Source organism: Haladaptatus rarus (assembly GCF_054177585.1).
Genome location: NZ_JBPEHG010000004.1, coordinates 109,736 through 126,783 on the forward strand (window position 1 = coordinate 109,736; position 17,048 = coordinate 126,783).

The 17,048-nt window shown below is 58.4% G+C and carries 18 protein-coding genes; 10 read left to right on the forward strand and 8 right to left on the reverse strand.

Annotated elements, in window-relative coordinates; translation table 11 throughout:
• The first annotated feature begins 48 nt into the window (after positions 1 to 48).
• The 6 genes from ACR3FE_RS11690 to ACR3FE_RS11715 all read left to right on the forward strand — a co-directional run bounded on the left by ACR3FE_RS11690 (position 49) and on the right by ACR3FE_RS11715 (position 6,413).
• Complete coding sequence (locus tag ACR3FE_RS11690; protein ID WP_458207312.1) at positions 49 to 1,104, forward strand: V-type ATP synthase subunit C; 1,056 nt, start codon at positions 49 to 51, stop codon at positions 1,102 to 1,104.
• The gene (locus ACR3FE_RS11695) at positions 1,101 to 1,442 is read left to right on the forward strand and encodes a V-type ATP synthase subunit F (RefSeq protein ID WP_458207313.1); all 342 of its coding nucleotides are present in this window, start codon (positions 1,101 to 1,103) and stop codon (positions 1,440 to 1,442) included. Before ACR3FE_RS11690 ends, ACR3FE_RS11695 begins: the two co-directional genes overlap by 4 nt.
• Positions 1,439 to 3,199, forward strand: coding sequence for an ATP synthase subunit A (locus tag ACR3FE_RS11700; RefSeq protein WP_458207314.1), 1,761 nt, complete (start codon positions 1,439 to 1,441; stop codon positions 3,197 to 3,199). The genes ACR3FE_RS11695 and ACR3FE_RS11700 overlap by 4 nt, the downstream gene beginning before the upstream one ends.
• Positions 3,199 to 4,611 (forward strand): ATP synthase subunit B, encoded by a 1,413-nt coding sequence (locus ACR3FE_RS11705; RefSeq protein WP_458207315.1) that lies wholly within the window; start codon positions 3,199 to 3,201, stop codon positions 4,609 to 4,611. Before ACR3FE_RS11700 ends, ACR3FE_RS11705 begins: the two co-directional genes overlap by 1 nt.
• A 178-nt stretch (positions 4,612 to 4,789) precedes the next feature.
• Positions 4,790 to 5,482, forward strand: a complete 693-nt coding sequence (locus tag ACR3FE_RS11710; RefSeq protein WP_458207316.1) for a V-type ATP synthase subunit D — start codon at positions 4,790 to 4,792, stop codon at positions 5,480 to 5,482.
• A 43-nt stretch (positions 5,483 to 5,525) separates the two neighbouring features.
• Positions 5,526 to 6,413, forward strand: coding sequence for an aminoglycoside 6-adenylyltransferase (locus ACR3FE_RS11715; protein ID WP_458207317.1), 888 nt, complete (start codon positions 5,526 to 5,528; stop codon positions 6,411 to 6,413).
• Positions 6,414 to 6,616: 203 nt separating this feature from the next.
• On the opposite strand, the gene ACR3FE_RS11720 is transcribed toward ACR3FE_RS11715, so the two are convergent.
• Both ACR3FE_RS11720 and ACR3FE_RS11725 read right to left on the reverse strand, forming a co-directional pair.
• The gene (locus tag ACR3FE_RS11720; protein WP_458207318.1) at positions 6,617 to 6,829 is read right to left on the reverse strand and encodes a hypothetical protein; all 213 of its coding nucleotides are present in this window, start codon (positions 6,827 to 6,829) and stop codon (positions 6,617 to 6,619) included.
• 351 nt (positions 6,830 to 7,180) lie between these two features.
• Positions 7,181 to 8,128 (reverse strand): branched-chain amino acid transaminase, encoded by a 948-nt coding sequence (locus ACR3FE_RS11725; protein ID WP_458207319.1) that lies wholly within the window; start codon positions 8,126 to 8,128, stop codon positions 7,181 to 7,183.
• Between the two features lie 398 nt (positions 8,129 to 8,526).
• On the opposite strand from ACR3FE_RS11725, the gene ACR3FE_RS11730 reads away from it, so the two are divergent.
• From ACR3FE_RS11730 to ACR3FE_RS11740, 3 genes are all read left to right on the forward strand, one after another.
• The gene (locus ACR3FE_RS11730) at positions 8,527 to 8,757 is read left to right on the forward strand and encodes a transcriptional regulator (protein WP_458207320.1); all 231 of its coding nucleotides are present in this window, start codon (positions 8,527 to 8,529) and stop codon (positions 8,755 to 8,757) included.
• Positions 8,754 to 9,182, forward strand: coding sequence for a hypothetical protein (locus ACR3FE_RS11735; RefSeq protein WP_458207321.1), 429 nt, complete (start codon positions 8,754 to 8,756; stop codon positions 9,180 to 9,182). The genes ACR3FE_RS11730 and ACR3FE_RS11735 overlap by 4 nt, the downstream gene beginning before the upstream one ends.
• A 488-nt stretch (positions 9,183 to 9,670) precedes the next feature.
• On the forward strand, positions 9,671 to 10,783 hold the full coding sequence (locus tag ACR3FE_RS11740) for a tyrosine-type recombinase/integrase (RefSeq protein WP_458207322.1): 1,113 nt from the start codon (positions 9,671 to 9,673) through the stop codon (positions 10,781 to 10,783).
• Positions 10,784 to 11,018: 235 nt separating this feature from the next.
• On the opposite strand, the gene ACR3FE_RS11745 is transcribed toward ACR3FE_RS11740, so the two are convergent.
• The 4 genes from ACR3FE_RS11745 to ACR3FE_RS11760 form a co-directional block, all read right to left on the reverse strand.
• Complete coding sequence (locus tag ACR3FE_RS11745) at positions 11,019 to 11,804, reverse strand: sugar phosphate isomerase/epimerase family protein (RefSeq protein ID WP_458207323.1); 786 nt, start codon at positions 11,802 to 11,804, stop codon at positions 11,019 to 11,021.
• An 80-nt stretch (positions 11,805 to 11,884) separates the two neighbouring features.
• Complete coding sequence (locus tag ACR3FE_RS11750; RefSeq protein WP_458207324.1) at positions 11,885 to 12,292, reverse strand: DUF5518 domain-containing protein; 408 nt, start codon at positions 12,290 to 12,292, stop codon at positions 11,885 to 11,887.
• Positions 12,293 to 12,426: 134 nt separating this feature from the next.
• Positions 12,427 to 13,086, reverse strand: coding sequence for a 3,4-dihydroxy-2-butanone-4-phosphate synthase (gene ribB / locus ACR3FE_RS11755; RefSeq protein ID WP_458207325.1), 660 nt, complete (start codon positions 13,084 to 13,086; stop codon positions 12,427 to 12,429).
• Entirely contained in the window at positions 13,083 to 13,787 is a 705-nt protein-coding gene (locus ACR3FE_RS11760) for a DUF120 domain-containing protein (RefSeq protein WP_458207326.1), read from the reverse strand. Before ACR3FE_RS11760 ends, ribB begins: the two co-directional genes overlap by 4 nt.
• Positions 13,788 to 14,021: 234 nt before the next feature.
• Between ACR3FE_RS11760 and ACR3FE_RS11765 the strand changes: the two genes are divergently transcribed.
• The gene (locus tag ACR3FE_RS11765) at positions 14,022 to 14,384 is read left to right on the forward strand and encodes a cupin domain-containing protein (protein WP_458207327.1); all 363 of its coding nucleotides are present in this window, start codon (positions 14,022 to 14,024) and stop codon (positions 14,382 to 14,384) included.
• A gap of 78 nt (positions 14,385 to 14,462) precedes the next feature.
• Here ACR3FE_RS11765 and twy1 read toward each other — a convergent pair whose 3' ends face one another.
• Positions 14,463 to 15,452, reverse strand: a complete 990-nt coding sequence (gene twy1 / locus ACR3FE_RS11770; RefSeq protein WP_458207328.1) for a 4-demethylwyosine synthase TYW1 — start codon at positions 15,450 to 15,452, stop codon at positions 14,463 to 14,465.
• Positions 15,453 to 15,567: 115 nt separating this feature from the next.
• Complete coding sequence (locus tag ACR3FE_RS11775) at positions 15,568 to 16,716, reverse strand: tyrosine-type recombinase/integrase (protein WP_458207329.1); 1,149 nt, start codon at positions 16,714 to 16,716, stop codon at positions 15,568 to 15,570.
• Positions 16,717 to 17,048: the final 332 nt, after the last annotated feature.

The following is a 17,048-nucleotide window of genomic DNA, read 5'->3' on the forward strand; positions in this document are numbered from 1 at the left end:
CGAAGGACGTTCGTTCCCTGCTCACCGCCACCCCCGGAGGTGGTTCGCGTGAGTGTAGCGGAAGGAACATCGAACTACGAGTACGTCACCGCGCGCGTCAGAGCGCGCCGAGCAGCGCTGTTCGACGAGGAAGATTACCGCAAACTCCTCCGCATGGGTCCGAGCGAGATCGCCCGGTACATGGAGGAGACGGAGTACGAATCCGAAGTCAACGCGCTCGGCGCGCGCTACGACGGTGTCGACCTCGTAGAGTATGCACTGAACCGCAACCTCGCCAAGCACTTCGACGACCTGTTGGACTGGGCCGACGGGAAGCTGTATCTTCTCATCGCCCGGTATCTGCGGAAATTCGACGCGTGGAACGTCAAGACGGTGCTTCGAGGCATCTACGCGGAGGCAGACAGCCAGTCGGTTCGGGACGACCTGATCCACGCAGGCGAGTTCGACGATGAGTTCCTCACCCGACTGACCGATGCAGGAACCATCGAAGACGTCGTCGAGATGCTCGATACGACCATCTTCGGTGACCACCTCGAAGCCGCCTACGAGGATTACGACTCCACCGGCCTGCTGATCCCGCTGGAGAATGCAGTCGACCGCGCGTACTACGAAGGGTTGATGGAAGGTGTCTCGGACACCGAAGACCGTGCAACCCAGTTGTACGTCGAGTTCCTGCAAGCCGAGATCGACTTCAGGAACATCCGAAACGCCCTGCGAACCAGTCGAAGTGGCGCGAACATCGACCCCTCGGAGTATTTCATCACGGGTGGGCGACTGTTCAGCGCGACCGAGTTGACGCAACTCGCAGGCAGCACGGACGAACTCATCGCCCGGGTTCGTGACAGCCCGTACGGAAGCGAACTGGACGAGGCGCTGGACGAGTTGGAGCGAGCCGACAGTCTCATCGGCTTCGAACACGCACTCGACGCTGCACTCCTCGAATACTCGGATCACCTCTCGCACGTGTTCCCGCTGTCGGTGTGCCCGGTGCTTGCCTACGTGCTCGCCAAAGAGCGCGAAGTGGACAACATCCGCGCAATCGCACGCGGACGCGAAGCAGGACTGTCCGAAGACGAGATCGAAGACGAACTGGTGGTACTATGAGCCAGGAAATCGCCGTCATCGGAAGTTCGGAGTTCACGACCGGATTCCGACTCGCAGGCGTCCGGAAAGTATCGAACGTTCCGGACGACGAGAAGGAGTCGGAACTGGACGACGCTGTTTCTCAGGTGTTAGATGACGACGACGTGGGCATCATCGTGATGCACGACGACGACCTTTCACACCTCTCTCGTAACGTCCGAAGCGACGTGGAGACGAGCGTGGAACCCACCCTCGTGACGCTGGGTGGTGGCGCGGGAAGCGGCGGTCTCCGCGACAAAATCAAGCGCGCAATCGGTATCGACCTCATGGACGAAGACGAACAAGGTGACAACGAATGAGCCAGGCAACAGATTCCGATGTCGTCCGCGAGGACGGCGTCATTCAGAGCGTGAGCGGTCCTGTCGTGACCGCCGTTGACCTCGACGCCCGGATGAACGACGTGGTGTACGTCGGTGACGAAGGGCTGATGGGTGAGGTCATCGAGATCGAAGGGAACAGTACGACCATCCAGGTGTACGAGGAAACCTCGAACGTCGCCCCCGGCGAACCCGTCGAGAACACGGGCGAACCGCTGTCGGTCGACCTCGGGCCGGGCATGCTGTACTCCATCTACGATGGTGTCCAGCGCCCGCTCGACGTCCTCGAAGACAAGATGGGTGCATTCCTCGACCGCGGTGTCGACGCACCCGGTATCGACCAGGAGAAGACGTGGGAGTTCAACCCGTCCGTCGAAGAAGGTGACGAGGTCGAACCCGGCGACGTCGTCGGTATCGTCCCCGAAACCGAGAGCATCGACCACAAGGTGATGGTGCCGCCTGACTACGAAGGCGGCGAAGTCGTCGCGATCAAGGACGGCAACTACTCGGTCACGGACACCGTCGTCGAACTCGACAACGGCGAAGAAGTCCAGATGCAACAGGAGTGGCCGGTTCGTGAAGCACGGCCATCCGTCGACAAGCAGACGCCCCGGACGCCGCTCGTGTCCGGTCAGCGGATCCTCGACGGCCTGTTCCCCATCGCCAAGGGTGGGACGGCCGCGATTCCCGGCCCGTTCGGTTCCGGGAAGACGGTGACCCAGCACTCGCTCGCGAAGTGGGCAGACGCAGACATCGTCGTCTACGTCGGCTGTGGTGAGCGCGGAAACGAGATGACGGAGGTTATCGAAGACTTCCCGGAACTCGAAGACCCGCGAACGGGCAAACCGCTCATGTCGCGCACCTGCCTCATCGCCAACACGTCGAACATGCCCGTGGCCGCACGTGAATCGTGCATCTACACGGGAATCACCATCGCGGAGTACTACCGCGACATGGGATACGACGTCGCGCTGATGGCCGACTCCACCTCGCGGTGGGCAGAGGCGATGCGTGAGATCTCCTCGCGTCTCGAAGAGATGCCCGGCGAAGAGGGATACCCGGCGTACCTCGCCGCCCGTCTCGCCGAGTTCTACGAGCGCGCAGGCAAGTTCGAGAACATCAACGGCACGGAGGGTTCGGTGTCGGTCATCGGTGCAGTGTCGCCACCCGGCGGCGACTTCTCCGAACCGGTCACGCAGAACACCCTGCGTATCGTGAAGACGTTCTGGGCACTGGACGCCGACCTCGCAGAACGGCGCCACTTCCCCTCTATCAACTGGAACGAGTCCTACTCGCTGTACAAGGATCAGCTCGACCCGTGGTACGAACAGAACGTCGAGCCGGACTTCCCCGAGAAGCGCCAGTGGGCAACGGACGTACTCGACGAGGAGGACGAACTCCAGGAGATCGTTCAGCTCGTCGGGAAGGACGCACTGCCGGAAGACCAGCAGCTCACGCTCGAAGTCGCACGCTACCTGCGTGAGGGATGGCTTCAGCAGAACGCGTTCCACGACGTGGACATGTTCTGTTCGCCGGAGAAGACCTACCGGATGATAGAGGCCATCAAGACGTTCAACGACGAGGCGTTCTCGGCGCTCGAAGCCGGCGTCCCCGTCGAAGAGATCACGGATATCGATGCCGCACCGCGCCTGAACCGGATGGGAACGGCCGAGGAGTGGCAGGACTTCATCAGCGACGTCGAAGAGAACATCACCGAACAGCTCAGGGAGAAATACTAATGAAAGAATACCAGACAATCACGGAGATCAGCGGTCCGCTGGTGTTCGCCGAAGTCGACGAGCCGATCGGATACGACGAGATCGTCGAGATCGAGACGCCAGAGGGCGACACGCTGCGCGGACAGGTACTCGAATCGAGCGAGGGACTCGTCTCGATCCAGGTGTTCGAGGGAACCGAAGGTATCGACCGACAGTCGTCGGTTCGATTCCTCGGCGAGACCATGAAGATGCCCGTCACGGAAGACCTGCTCGGGCGCGTGCTCGACGGGTCCGGGAACCCCATCGACGGCGGTCCCGAGATCGTTCCGGACGAGCGTCGTGACATCGTGGGTGCGGCGATCAACCCCTATGCCCGCGAGTACCCCGAAGAATTCATCCAGACCGGTGTGTCCGCCATCGACGGCATGAACACGCTGGTTCGTGGCCAGAAACTCCCCATCTTCTCGGCGTCGGGGCTGCCGCACAACGAACTCGCGCTGCAGATCGCGCGACAGGCGAGTGTGCCGGAAGAAGCCGACGACGAAGGCGAGGGCGGAAGCGAGTTCGCAGTGGTGTTCGGCGCGATGGGTATCACCGCAGAAGAGGCGAACGAGTTCATGGAAGACTTCGAGCGAACCGGCGCACTGGAGCGCTCGGTGGTCTTCATGAACCTCGCGGACGACCCCGCAGTCGAGCGGACGGTCACCCCGCGTCTCGCACTCACCACGGCAGAGTACCTCGCGTTCGACAAGGACTACCACGTACTGGTCATCCTGACGGACATGACCAACTACTGTGAGGCACTGCGCGAGATCGGTGCCGCGCGTGAAGAGGTGCCGGGCCGCCGTGGCTACCCCGGATACATGTACACAGACCTCGCACAGCTGTACGAGCGCGCAGGTCGTATCGAGGGCCGAGAAGGGTCTGTCACGCAGATTCCCATCCTCACGATGCCGGGTGACGACGACACGCACCCGATTCCCGACCTCACGGGATACATCACCGAGGGGCAGATCTACATCGACCGCGACCTGAACTCGCAGGGTATCCAGCCGCCGATCAATCCGTTGCCGTCGCTGTCACGCCTGATGGACGACGGTATCGGCGAGGGCCTCACCCGCGCAGACCACTCCGGTGTGTCCGACCAGATGTACGCAGCGTACGCACAGGGTGAAGACCTGCGCGACCTCGTGAACATCGTCGGTCGAGAAGCACTGAGTGAACGTGACAACAAGTACCTCGACTTCGCCGACCGCTTCGAGGAGGAGTTCATCGACCAGGGCTTCGAGACGAACCGCACCATCGAAGAGACGCTGACCATCGGCTGGGACCTCCTCAGCATGCTGCCGAAAGAGGAACTCAACCGGATCGACGAGGAGTACATCGACGAGTACTACCCCGAAGAGGAAGCGGCGGAAGTCACAGCTGACTAAGTCGGTTTCACTTTCTTCGTATTCTCCCCGTGTGTTATGTTCGAAATGTGATCGCTCGCCAGTGAACCACTGTTCGGCGTCGTAGATCCAGTAGTCAGAGAACGGTCGTGCGCTCGGGCGACAGCGCCAGTCGAACTGTAAACAGTTATCCCGCTCCAGTTACCTAGGGCTACGTAAGATGGCCAAGGACGTCAAACCCACTCGGAAAGAACTCATGCAGATCGAGGAACGCATCGATCTCTCCGAGCGGGGTCACGACACGCTGGAGAAGAAGCGTGACGGTCTCATCATGGAGTTCATGGATATCCTCGACCAGGCACAGGACGTACGCTCCGGTCTCGAAGAGGATTACCAGCGCGCACAGCAAACCATCAACATGGCCCGCGCGATGGAGGGGGACGTGGCGGTTCGTGGGGCTGCCGCCGCACTGCAGGAACATCCAGAGATCACGACCGAATCGAAGAACATCATGGGCGTCGTCGTCCCGCAGATCGAGTCCTCGAAGGTGAAGAAGTCGCTCGACGAGCGCGGCTACGGTGTGCTCGGCACGAGCGCCCGCATCGACGAGACCGCGGACGCTTACGAGGAACTCTTAGAAAGCATCATCCTCGCCGCCGAAGTCGAGACGGCGATGAAGAAGATGCTCACCGAGATCGAGACGACGAAGCGCCGCGTCAACGCACTGGAGTTCAAACTCCTGCCCGAACTGCGCGAAGCGCAGGACTACATCGAGCAGAAACTCGAAGAGCAAGAGCGCGAGGAGATCTTCCGGATGAAGAAGATCAAGGCGAAAAAAGAGGAAGAAGAGAAAGAAGAGGACATGGCGCGCGAGCCAGAAGTCGCCGAAGGCGAAGTCGTCGTCACGAGCTAACTCCCTCGACAGCGTTTTTGTTTTCCCCGGTCGCAAGGGTAGTATGACCGAGTACGCGAGCGACGCTGCCTACGAGCAGCTGCTCGACCGGTTCGGAGTGTGGGCCGAGACGGAACGAGACCTGCGCGGAATCGTCGTTGTCGGATCACGGGCACGCGAGAATCGCCCGGCAGACGAGTGGTCGGATCTCGACCTGCTGGTCGTCACGACCGACCCGGCAAGATATCTCGACGAGACCGACTGGCTTGCCGAACTCGGAGCGCCGATACTGACGTTTCTGGAATCGACCGCGACCGGTGACGGCACCGAGCGCCGCGTCCTGTTCGAGGGCGGCCTCGACGTGGATTTCGTCCCGATCCCGATGGAGCGACTCGCCCGGATGGAACGTGATGGCCCCGACCCGGACGAAGCGTCGGCACTCGCTCGTGGGGCGCGGGTCGTCTACGACGCGGGTGGAATCGACGAGGTGGTCGCTGTGGCGACACCGGAATCTCCACCCGAAACGAAGGCCCCTTCGAACGAAGAGTTTCGCGAGTTAGTCGCCGATTTCTGGTATCATGCGGTCTGGACGGCGAAGAAGCTTCGGCGGGGAGAGCGGTGGACGGCAATGGGCTGTGTCGACGGCTACATGAAACACGACTGTCTACTCCCGATGATTCGCTGGCACACTCGCGCACGGACTACACAGGATACGTGGCACGGCGGCCGGTTTCTGGAAGAGTGGGCCGACGACAGGGTGGTCAGCGAACTCGAAGGGGCGTTCGCCCAGTACGACCCGGACGACCTCTGGCGGGCGCTGTTCGCCACGATGGAACTGTTTCGGTGGGTCGCACGGGAGGTCGCGGAAGCGTTGGCGTTCGATTATCCGGTTGAGGAAGACGAAGCAGCGACTGCGTTGGTGGACGGACTTTTCGAGGGAAAGACGGAGTGAGCGGTGCGCCTCGGAGGCTCTGTTGAAATCCTCCCCAACTGACAGAGCTGGCGTGCTGAATAGAGAGCATGTAGTCAGCATCGATTGACTATCGAAAACGAGCAAGCGGGCGTGTATCTTGCTGCCGCTCAGCGAGTTGACGAGCTGCTGTCACAAGCGTCGTGCTGAATATAGAGGATGTGTCCAGCATCGGAATCCGTCGTTCAGTCCTTGTTATCTGGGTTGAACGCGTAATAGGCAATAGCTATCGAAATTCCCAATGCAACGGCCTCGAAAGTCAGATGTTCAGCGACCAGTGTGCCGAAAACGAACAGCGCCATAGCAGATGTGATGCCCGCGAGAAACGCATATTGGATACGAGAGAGACTTCGTACCCACTCATCAAGACGATGGTAGAGCCGTCTTGCGGTGCTCATAACTCATGTAATAGTAGACAGTATATCAGTGTTTGTCTGACCCACTCGCGCCTTGTATTCAGCACGGCCACTGAAACCTATCATCGATTGAGGGTTTCAACAAGGCCGCCTCAAACGGTCACGAGTAATTCGGAGATGCGAGCGAGGGCGTAGCCCGAGCGAGCGTTCATTTTTGGGCCAGATTGTTCGAGGAGGGTGCCCGCAGGCGCGAAGCGACGAGGACACCCGACGACGAAAAAAGGTGGAAGCTGATATCCGACGACGAAAAAAGGTGGAAGCTGATACCCGACGACGAAAAAAGGTGGAAGCTGATACCCGACGACGAAAAAAGGTGGGAACGAAAGGTGGTCTCTAGACGTACGTGAACCACTCTTCGTGGTCGTCGATGCGCCGGTTCACGAGGTCGAAGAAGCGCGACTGTATCTCCTCGGTCACGGGGCCGCGATTGCCGTTGCCGATCTCGACGTTGTCAACCTGTCGGATGGGCGTGACCTCCGCTGCACTACCAGTGAAGAACAGTTCGTCGGCGGTGTTGAGTTCGCCGCGACTGATGGCGACGTTGTCGTGGACGGTGTAGCCCATCTCACGAGCCATCGTGATGACGCTGTTGCGGGTGATACCGTCGAGGATGCTCTCGGAGAGGCCGGGTGTGTATATCTCGCCGTCGCGCACCAGAAAGAGGTTCTCGCCGGGGCCTTCTGCGACGTTGCCTTCCTTGTTCAGGACGATGGCTTCGACGAAGCCGTTGCGGCGGGCTTCCTCGCCAGCGAGCAGGCTGTTGACGTACAGGCCGGTCGTCTTGGCGTTGGTCGGAATCTGGCTGGACGAGTGTTTGCGCCACGAGGAGACCATCACCTTCACGCCGTTTTCGAGCGCCTCGTCGCCGAGGTACGCGCCCCACGGCCACGCCGCGATGGCCACATCGGTCGGGCAGTCGCCGGGACTGACGCCGAGGCTGTTGTAGCCGTAGTAGGCGATCGGTCGAACGTAACAGGAGTGGAGGTCCTGTCGGTCGATCAGTTCGAGCGTCGCCTCCGTGAGTTCCTCCGGCTCGTGCTCGATCTCCATGTCGTAGGGTTTACAGGAGTCGTAGAGGCGCTGGAGGTGTTCTTCCCAGCGGAAGATGGCAGGGCCGTTTTCGGTGTCGTAACAGCGTACCCCTTCGAACACGCCCGTCCCGTAGTGCAGTCCGTGGGTGAGAACGTGGATCTTCGCGTCGTCCCAGTCGACGAACTCGCCGTTCATCCAGATGGTGTCCAGCGAATCTGCACTTTCGCGCATTTCATTGAATGAAGCCATTGCTATGCAGTGAATACTCGCAACCACTTCTTAACACTTTTCAACCGAATAGCCCAGAAGAGGGGTGGATATTGACATTCACCCACGACTTCAGTCGTGGGCATTCTCCTTGAACTTCTGTAACGGACACCCAGCGTTCGAATGGGAATATCGGTAGCAGAGTACGTCTGGATAAAGGGGGAGTGTTATCACTCCAATTCCGATTCTGGAGATGAGGACGTTAAAGAGAAGTTCACGAAGTCATCAGTGAACTTTCGTCAGGCAACCAAGAACGGTGATGAAGACGATCCAGTGCTGGGCGCATTGCCTTCCGTGTCGAAGATGGTCGTCTCCCTCTCGAATAAACAGAATACAGTCCCCTGTAATTTATATAGAGCGATTGATTACATAGGGCTGTAATGGAAAGCGAAAAACCCGAGCGAAACGGAAAATCGTACTCGTTCTCACTCGATGAATTCAGGGAAGCAATCAGAGCCGAGGGTGGGATGTGCGGAACACGAGACGTTGCTGACCGTGTGGGGTGTTCTTACGAACTTGCGTTCAAACGTCTCCATGAATTGCAGGAGAACGGCAAAATTACCAGCAAAAAAGTCGGCGGTTCACGGGTATGGATGGTGAATGATCAATGAGTAAACAAGCTGTTACCTCTTCAACCGACAAACAGTACGAACGGTGGAAGACCCAAGCTGAGGAGCGCAACATGTCGGTATCTGAGTGGATGGAATGTATGATTGAAGCCGGACAAAAGAAATTCGACGTGACAGTGGAACTGGACGAAACAAATCAAGAACTCCGTCAACAGCGCAACGAATTGCAGGAGGAATTAGATCGAGCGCGAGACCGTATCAGTCAACTCGAAGACAGACTTGTCAATGGCGAACGTGGAACGATCAAAGAGTATGTCAGTGAGAATCCCGGCGCAACGTATGATGAAATCATCCAGCATGTCGGTGACACACTACCAACCCGCATCACAAACCATCTGAATGACCTCATCGGCGAAGAGCTGTACACCGAATCGGGAGGGTATTACCAGATTGACGAGAGATCATAGATGACACTTTCCAGCGGTTCGCGTGGCAAGACGCAACGGAGAGACCCCGAAGACCACTTGGGTGTCTTCAAATCTCTCAAGGAGGTGCCAACTCGATACCGATTCCAGTCCTTCGCTTCGGAATTTGAAGGTCGAGATGTATGGTCAGAGTACATGACCGCTGAACACGACGGCCTCGCAGAATCTACCCGGAAGTACACATACGGTCGGAGTGAGAGACTCTGGAAGAATCACATGGAGAAGGCAGGCCGACATCATGCACTCGCGACTCCTAACGATATGGAGGTATTCTTCGAAGACCAACTCACAAAGGTAGAGCCGCACACAGTGTACAATTCGCGTTTTGCTCCAGTCTTCGATTTTTACAATTGGTTGGTTCATCACGCCGAGTATCCCCACGTATACAACCCGATTCTCATGGCCGCAGCCGAACACGGTGCGACTCACAAAATGTGGACGAAGCGCATAGAAATTAATACGGAGTAATCATGTCCCACGAAAATATCCACGAGAACAAATCTGCAATTGCCAACGCATTTGGCCGAACAACTGACCCTCTTGCACAGTACGAACCAACGTTCCACGAACTTGATGCAGATCCATTTGAACTGTTCATCGGTGAGGAAGTACGACCGCGGGGTATCACGGAAGGATCCGTCCAGAATTACATCGCACCTATCGAAGAATGGCAGGAGTACATGGCTGACCAGCAGAGCCGTCATCCAGCGTGTCCGACGGTGGAACAAGTAAAGGAGTACGCGTGGTATTGCCTAAACGATCGAGAGAACAATCCGAAATATGTTCAGAAGAAGCTCTCTTTCTTGAGCCAGGCGTTCCGGTACTTCCAGAACGAACCTGCTTTCCCACATCCGACGGATTTCAATCCCTTCGAGGCAGCGAAGCACAAACTCGATCTCAGCCCACCACCGAAGAAGGAACCGCCCCGACTCACGATTGCTGAGCTTCGGGACATGATGGGACGCGTCAAGCACATCCGCGACCGTACGATCATCACTACTCAGCTGAAGCTCGGTCTTCGAGGATCGGAACTTTGCAACATCAAGCTCGCGGAACTGCACATAAACCATCCCGAAGTACTGGCACACTACGATGAAATGGGAGGTCACCAGATGCTGGACGGTCGGCGGAACGCAGTCTACATCCCACACGATCGCCAGGGGAACAAATCAAGGCGGCCACGTGTCCTCCCTCTTGACGATGAACTACGACGGCTTCTGATCCAATACCTATTGGTACGCCCTGATAACGAGGAGCCGTGGGTATTCCTCTCGAAGTCAAAGGGATACCAAATGGACGATACCATCGTGAACGATCGTTGGAAGGAGTACTGGCATCCTGAGTACGCAGAGACGGAACGCTACGAAGCCGTTACGTCGCACTTTGGCCGTCACTTTTTCACGACCTTCTGGACGGTAAAGAAGGACGCACCGCGTGAATTGGTGAAGTACATGCGTGGGGATGTGAACTCAGGTGGACGAAATATGAAGAATTCCGGCGATGCCATCGATTCGTACATCCATACGTACTACGAGGACATCGTGGAGCTGTACCGGCGCAAAATCTTCAAATTGGGGCTGTAGACGTCAGTTACCTGTGTCGGAAACTCGATTTTGGTAGAAACGAACCTCCTGTAAAATAAACTATGCATATCTTTCATTCTGGATAGTGGGACGGGTATGCTACGAATTAGAATATATGATGGATTTCCAGTATACCAGATGGTGTCCACGTCCATCTCATCAAAGCTCATACATCCGACTCATCGAAGGCCATGGTAATGAGTTTTGGCGATTGGCTCCGGGAGCGTACCGACGATTACTCGGAGGAGAGTAATCTGTCGAAGGCCGACTTGCCATGACCGGCGTACTCGATATCGAAGAGAAACACCTCGTGCGTACAGGTGCCTGACCAGTCGGTTTCTCGCATCGCCGTCACGAGCGTTTCGAAATCCAGCTTGCCGAGACCGACCGGGAGATGTTCGTCGTCGTCGGTCCGGCGAGTGTCGTTGAGATGGAGATGCGAGATTCGATCGCCGTGGTTCCGAAGCAGCGACGCCTGCGAAGCCACATCGTGCCCGGTCACGTAGGCGTGCCCGGTATCCAGACAGGAGACCGCACTCGTCTCCGAAAAGAGGTCAGGGAAGTCCCCGCAGTCGAAGAAATCCTGTTTCAGATTCTCCACACAGACCTCGAACTCTCGCTCACGGGCGTACCTCGTGAGACGAGATATCGATTCGTACAGGAATTCTCGAAGTGTCTCGTGACCCCACACGTGTGGGAAGCCTCCCGATTGCGCATGGAAGACACCCTTCTCCGCACCCAGTTCTACTGCCGTATCGATTGCGTGTTCGAGTTGCCGACACGCCCCGTCACGAACGTGGTCGTGCGGAGAGCCAGGATCGAGACGATACGGGAGGTGGACGACGACGTCGAGGTCGTGGTTCGCCAGTGTTCGGCGAAGAGACGGAACATCGATTCGTTGTGGTGGAAACGCCTGTTCCATGTCGAGTTCGACGAAATCGAAGTCGTGTTCGGCAGCAAATGAGAACGCGTCCGCATCGGGAACCGTGCCACTGACCATCAACCCCTGGCGAATCGTCATGGTTGTCGATCGATAGACACGAGTATCAACGTTCGGAAAAAGAGTTCAGGCTGCTCGATTCGGTCGATAAACGAGTCGGGTCAGCGTCCGGCGGGCCGTGCCGCACTGCGCCGGGCGGAGCGACCGTTCAGCCACGACCCAACCATTCCGCCGATGATACCGGGGATCGCGGCGACGACGACGTACACTACGCCGAAGGCGAACAGACCCAAGGTCGGGAGCAGACCAGCAGCCAGCAACCCGACAGCGGTCAGGATGACCAGTGCCACGATGGCCCCCGCAACAGTTGCGATACCACCATTGAGGGCACCGTCACCGAGTCTGCTTCCGGCGACGTATCCGGCCACGATGCCCCCGATGATGCCGGTGAGACCCGCACCGACGATGGGTAAGGTCAGGTCGGTGAATGGAACGGCTGCTCCGCTGAACAGGCCGACGATGATGGTTGCGACGATGCCGTACACGACCGCTCTGAGTTTGAAGTCCATATCTGGAGTATAGACTTGTATATTGATGAACATTTTTCATAATTGCGAGACGTATTCGGGTATTGCCGCAACTTACCGGGTGAATTTCGTAACTAGAGGAAGGTATTGCGCTCTCAGTGAAGAATGAGAAGAATTCAGGCCAGCGACTCGATGACCTGTGCACCTTCGAGATACGGGAATCCGTACCGCTCCGCGTACGCACGTGCGTCTGCGGGCGAGAGCGCGCCGCCCGTCTCGTCGTCCAGCATCTCGCAGACGACGACGGCGGGTGCGGTGTCGGCGGCGTCCGACAGCGCGATGCCGAGTTCGGTGTGGCCCTGTCGCTCGGCGAGGAGGTCGGGTGCCGCGCGCAAGAGGTGGACGTGACCCGGCGCACGGAACTCGTCGGCGAAGTCGGTCTCGGTCGGCGAACCTGCGGCGTCGGCAAGTTCGGTGATCGTCAGTGCGCGGTCGGCGTCGGTGATACCGGTGTACGTGTCGCGGTGGTTGACGGTGAGCGAGAACGACGACCGGGAGTCGTAGCCGAGTTCGTGGCCTTCGCTCGCGGGGTGGTCGATGATCTCGTCCATGTACGCGAGGTCGAACGTCTCCGCCACGTCCGCCGGGAGCGCGACACAGACTAGGCCGCCAGCGTCGTTTCGCAGGCGTGAGACCGCTTCGGGCGTGACCGCTTCTGCGGGGTAGATGAGGTCGGTTTCACCCTCGCGGTCGGCCGCGTCGTGGACGAGCAGTGGCGATCCATTGGCGAACGCTTCGACCGCCTGTTCGACCGTGGCAGCAGTGGTCTGGCTCATGGTGCCTCCTCGACGTGGACGGTGACGTGGTCGTCGTCACCCAGTCCGAGTTCGTCACGGAGTTTGATGGGTGCGATGAGTTCCAACTGGTCTTCGTCGTGGTGGGTTCGTTCGGGTGCGATGACGTGCGCCTGTTCGTAAGAATCCCCCTCGGTCGTCTCGACGGCAGCGGGGTAGCAGACCGCTGGCCCGTAGGTTCGGTCGCCGTCCTCCCAGCCGTCGATGGGAACGGGGTCGAGTGCGTCCATCGCAGACCGTGCACGCACACTTTCGGCGGTCAGTTCGACGTTCAGCGTTCCGGGGAACGGTTCGTAGCCCAGCCGGTCGACGAACTGCTCCATGTAGCCCGGCAGGGAGATGTAGTGGCGTCCTTCGCCCATCCCGCCCGTGACGGTGCCCGAGAGGTCGACGCCGGAGAGATTCTCGAAGATGCGCCGATAATCTTCGTATTCGCGTTTCAGTTCCCATTCGCCGTCGTCGGTGATGGCGACCCACTGGCCGTTGCTGACGATCTCGCGGGTGACGAGGCCCGCGTCATCGAGTCGCTGGAGCCGACGCGACGCCGTCTGGTTTGAGGCGTCGAGGCGGTCTGCGAGGTCGGCGCAGGACACCTTGACCTCGCTTTCGAGCGCCCCATCGAGGGCGAGAAGTTTGAGCGCGGCGAGTTCGTCGTACCCGACCACGAGCGATGTCGCTGGCATACTCGTAACTGTGCGCTTCTCTCCTTTAAGCATACCGGCATTGAGATGCGTAACAGAATCGTGATGCCGTGTTGGTCGGTGACGGGACTCATGGTACTGAGTCGCAGTATCTAAGTTTGTTGGTTTCAGCCGATTTCGCCACGCCGACCGGACAGTTCGAGGCCACCGTCCAGCGGTACTGTGTGGGTCGATGAGAGACCACAGAACTTTTTCAGTCACACACGACGAATCCCTATGGAGAAAGTGAATCTCGACGCCGCGTTCGGTAGCTTCGACGAACACTGGTCACCGCGCCTCGCCGCCGAACTGAACGGGCAGGCAGTCAAACTCGCCAAACTGGAAGGCGAATTCGTCTGGCACCACCACGAGGACGCGGACGAGTTGTTCCTCGTGACGAGTGGCGAACTCCGCATCGAGTTCCGCGAAGAAGACGACGTGGTGCTGGAGGAAGGGGAATTCGTCGTCGTCCCGTGGGGCGTCGAACACCGACCAGTCGCCGAGGTGGAAGTCGAGGTACTGTTGTTCGAACCGGCGGAGACGACGAACACGGGCAACGTCGAAGATGAGCGAACGAAGACGGACCTCGAACGGGTGTAAACGGCCCCCTCTCCGTGACAGAACCGGAAACGAAGCGAATCTCAGCACCTCGTCGGGTGACACGTCCCGAGGAGCCAGTTACTGCTCACCTAATGGCGTCCATGTCGTCGAATCGCGTTCCCAGAAGTCGCTGTCCTTTTTGAGTTTCGGCACCCACGTATCCTCGGTCTTCGAGAGCAGTGCAACCCGCGAGGCGGGTACCTCTTTCAGCACGTCGTGGTCGGGCATATGCTCCTGGACCTGTTCAGTGAACTCGACGACCTCCTCGTGGTCTAACATCGCCGAGCGGTCGAGACGCCCCCGCGAGTGGCCGACGTGCATGTACGCCTTGAGTTCCACGAAGTCCGGGTCGGCGCGCTCATAGAACGCGGCGTACCAGTCCGGGTTGGCGACGTTCTCCCCGCCGACGAGCGTGGTGCGGAGGACGGTTCGCGTGTCGTCTTTTTCCGCGAGGACGTCCATCGTGTCGATGAGTTGCTCCCACGCGTCGTCGTCCACCGCCCGCACCACGCGGTCGAAGGTAGCGCGGTCTGCGGCGTCTACGCTGACGTAGAGTTGTGTCGGATCGCACCGTTCGAGCATGTCGGGGTTGGTTCCGTTGCTCACGAGGAAGGTGGTAATGTTTCGGTCGTGGAACGCTTCGATGAGTTCCGGCAGATAGGGGTAGAGCGTCGGTTCGCCGTCCAGCGAGATGGCGACGTGGCGCGGCTCCATCGACTCCTCGAAGATTTCGCGGGGCACTTCGTCGTTCCCGCCGAATCCCGACAGCAGTTTCCGCTGGAGCTTGATGCTCGCGTCCACGACCGCCTCGGGGTCGTCCCATTCGACGTCGAGTTCGTACGAGTGACCTCGATGATCACGCCAGCAGAAGACACACCGCTCGTTGCATTTGACGACCGGCGTCATCTGGATGCAGCGATGTGACTGTATCCCATACCAGACATTCTTGTAGCAGCGACCTTCTCCTCTGAGGGCATTTGCTGTCCACCCACATGTTTGGGCGGCAGTGTGATTCTCGTGGTGGTAGTTGGGAGTATCCACCTGTTTGGGGCTATCCGAATCGCTCATTGTAGGGAGAATGTAGTCCGAGGCTAAAACGTTCTTTCCTCTGAAGGCTGGAACACGCGAATGCTTGCAAGTGGTATACGGATAGCAACCCAAAGAAAAGAGGTGGCTTGGTTCGTTAGAGCCCGTATCTCGTCCCACAGATGGGACAGCACGTCCAATGTGACTCGAGATCTGCGTCACACTCCGCACATGATTCAGGAGTTAGCGGTTTCGCCAGTGGTTCATCCTTCGTTCCGACTTTCCGCTCGGTGTTCGTCCGGAGCTTTGCGTCCGTCGAATGGTTGTAGATGAGATTCACCCCGTTTCCTTCGCGCTTGTGTCCGAGGAGGTACTTTATCTCCTCATCGTTCAGTCCATAGTCCTGCTTCATGGTCGTTGTCCAGTAGTGCCGGAAGTTATGGGGGTTCACTGGCTTCTCGATGTTCGCCCGCTCTGCCGTGTGTTTGAGCATCCGGCGTACCGTCCCCTGACACAGTGGCTGGTCGAGGTCGGTGTAGTGGTGTTCTGGGTCGCCCACGAACAGGTAGGAATCGGGATTCTCGGAGCGGGGGTGTTCGTCGAGCCATTTTGCGAGAAATGGTTTCGCGCCAAGCAGTGGTCGTTGCTCGGCGCGGTGTGCTGCGCCTTTCAATCCTTCGCGCTCGGTGTTCAGCGAGAATGTCCCAGCTTCAAGGTCGATGTCCTTGATTCGGAGTCCCTGAATCGCACTGATTCGCTGTCCGGTATTCAAGAGGAGTTCGAGGAGGGCGCGGTTTCGTCGTCCCTCGATGTGTGTTCTGAGTTCCTGTATGTCCTCGCGTGAGAACAGGTGGTCCTCATCGTGTTTCGGCGTGGCCAGTTCTCCGTACGCGTTGATTTCATTTGGGTGGGCGAGCTCGAAGTACCAGAAGAACGTCCGAGCCGCAGACTGGGTGATCCCGAGCGTAGTTTTCGCAAGGCCACCTGCTTTCACATTCGGATTCTCGCCGGTCTGCATGGCGTCGATTGCATCATTGAACGTGTCTGGGTCAGTCTCCAGAAGGTTGGGGAGTGCACGTTCTGCGACTTTCCGCATCGAACGGAGATACGATTGGACTGTTGCAATGGCGAGTGTCTTTGGTTCGTCGTCAGGTGTGACGTATTCGTACTCTGGTTCGTGCGGGTGGAGTGCCGATGCCCATTCGAGGAGGGCATCAGTCGTATCACGGGGGAGTGTTCCGTTCTCGCCGTACTGTTCGATTCGCGTTCGTTCGCTGTTGAGTTTCTTAATCGGGCCTTGGGCCATTGTTGTTGGTTCTTCGATTACGCTCCAGTCGCCACTGGAGGTGATTATCGTCTGTGCAGGTTCGGCTACGTCAGTCTGTTTCGTCGTGGGTACGCGCTCGGACTTCTGTGAGCGCCCCGCCCGTCAGGGCGCAGAAAAAATTTCCTGCGAGACGATTGTATCCGGCGACCCTCGCTGGATAGCGAGATGGGAAAGGAGTACGAGAAAAACAAAATCGAACGACGTACGGCATCCTTACTACGTATTGGATGAGAGTCACCGCTTCGATTGTGCAGGATTGGATAGGGAGAGAAACGCCGTAGTGACGGTAGAATCTGAGCGCATCATGATCG

Excerpts from the sequence above, each read along its gene's own strand:
- ACR3FE_RS11695 (WP_458207313.1), top strand. The coding sequence starts at position 1,101 with ATGAGCCAGGAAATCGCCGTCATCGGAAGTTCGGAGTTCACGACCGGA.
- ACR3FE_RS11700 (WP_458207314.1), top strand. The coding sequence starts at position 1,439 with ATGAGCCAGGCAACAGATTCCGATGTCGTCCGCGAGGACGGCGTCATT.
- ACR3FE_RS11705 (WP_458207315.1), top strand. The coding sequence starts at position 3,199 with ATGAAAGAATACCAGACAATCACGGAGATCAGCGGTCCGCTGGTGTTC.
- ACR3FE_RS11710 (WP_458207316.1), top strand. The coding sequence starts at position 4,790 with ATGGCCAAGGACGTCAAACCCACTCGGAAAGAACTCATGCAGATCGAG.
- ACR3FE_RS11715 (WP_458207317.1), top strand. The coding sequence starts at position 5,526 with ATGACCGAGTACGCGAGCGACGCTGCCTACGAGCAGCTGCTCGACCGG.
- ACR3FE_RS11720 (WP_458207318.1), bottom strand. The coding sequence starts at position 6,829 with ATGAGCACCGCAAGACGGCTCTACCATCGTCTTGATGAGTGGGTACGA.
- ACR3FE_RS11725 (WP_458207319.1), bottom strand. The coding sequence starts at position 8,128 with ATGGCTTCATTCAATGAAATGCGCGAAAGTGCAGATTCGCTGGACACC.
- ACR3FE_RS11730 (WP_458207320.1), top strand. The coding sequence starts at position 8,527 with ATGGAAAGCGAAAAACCCGAGCGAAACGGAAAATCGTACTCGTTCTCA.
- ACR3FE_RS11735 (WP_458207321.1), top strand. The coding sequence starts at position 8,754 with ATGAGTAAACAAGCTGTTACCTCTTCAACCGACAAACAGTACGAACGG.
- ACR3FE_RS11740 (WP_458207322.1), top strand. The coding sequence starts at position 9,671 with ATGTCCCACGAAAATATCCACGAGAACAAATCTGCAATTGCCAACGCA.
- ACR3FE_RS11745 (WP_458207323.1), bottom strand. The coding sequence starts at position 11,804 with ATGACGATTCGCCAGGGGTTGATGGTCAGTGGCACGGTTCCCGATGCG.
- ACR3FE_RS11750 (WP_458207324.1), bottom strand. The coding sequence starts at position 12,292 with ATGGACTTCAAACTCAGAGCGGTCGTGTACGGCATCGTCGCAACCATC.
- ribB (WP_458207325.1), bottom strand. The coding sequence starts at position 13,086 with ATGAGCCAGACCACTGCTGCCACGGTCGAACAGGCGGTCGAAGCGTTC.
- ACR3FE_RS11760 (WP_458207326.1), bottom strand. The coding sequence starts at position 13,787 with ATGCCAGCGACATCGCTCGTGGTCGGGTACGACGAACTCGCCGCGCTC.
- ACR3FE_RS11765 (WP_458207327.1), top strand. The coding sequence starts at position 14,022 with ATGGAGAAAGTGAATCTCGACGCCGCGTTCGGTAGCTTCGACGAACAC.
- twy1 (WP_458207328.1), bottom strand. The coding sequence starts at position 15,452 with ATGAGCGATTCGGATAGCCCCAAACAGGTGGATACTCCCAACTACCAC.
- ACR3FE_RS11775 (WP_458207329.1), bottom strand. The coding sequence starts at position 16,716 with ATGGCCCAAGGCCCGATTAAGAAACTCAACAGCGAACGAACGCGAATC.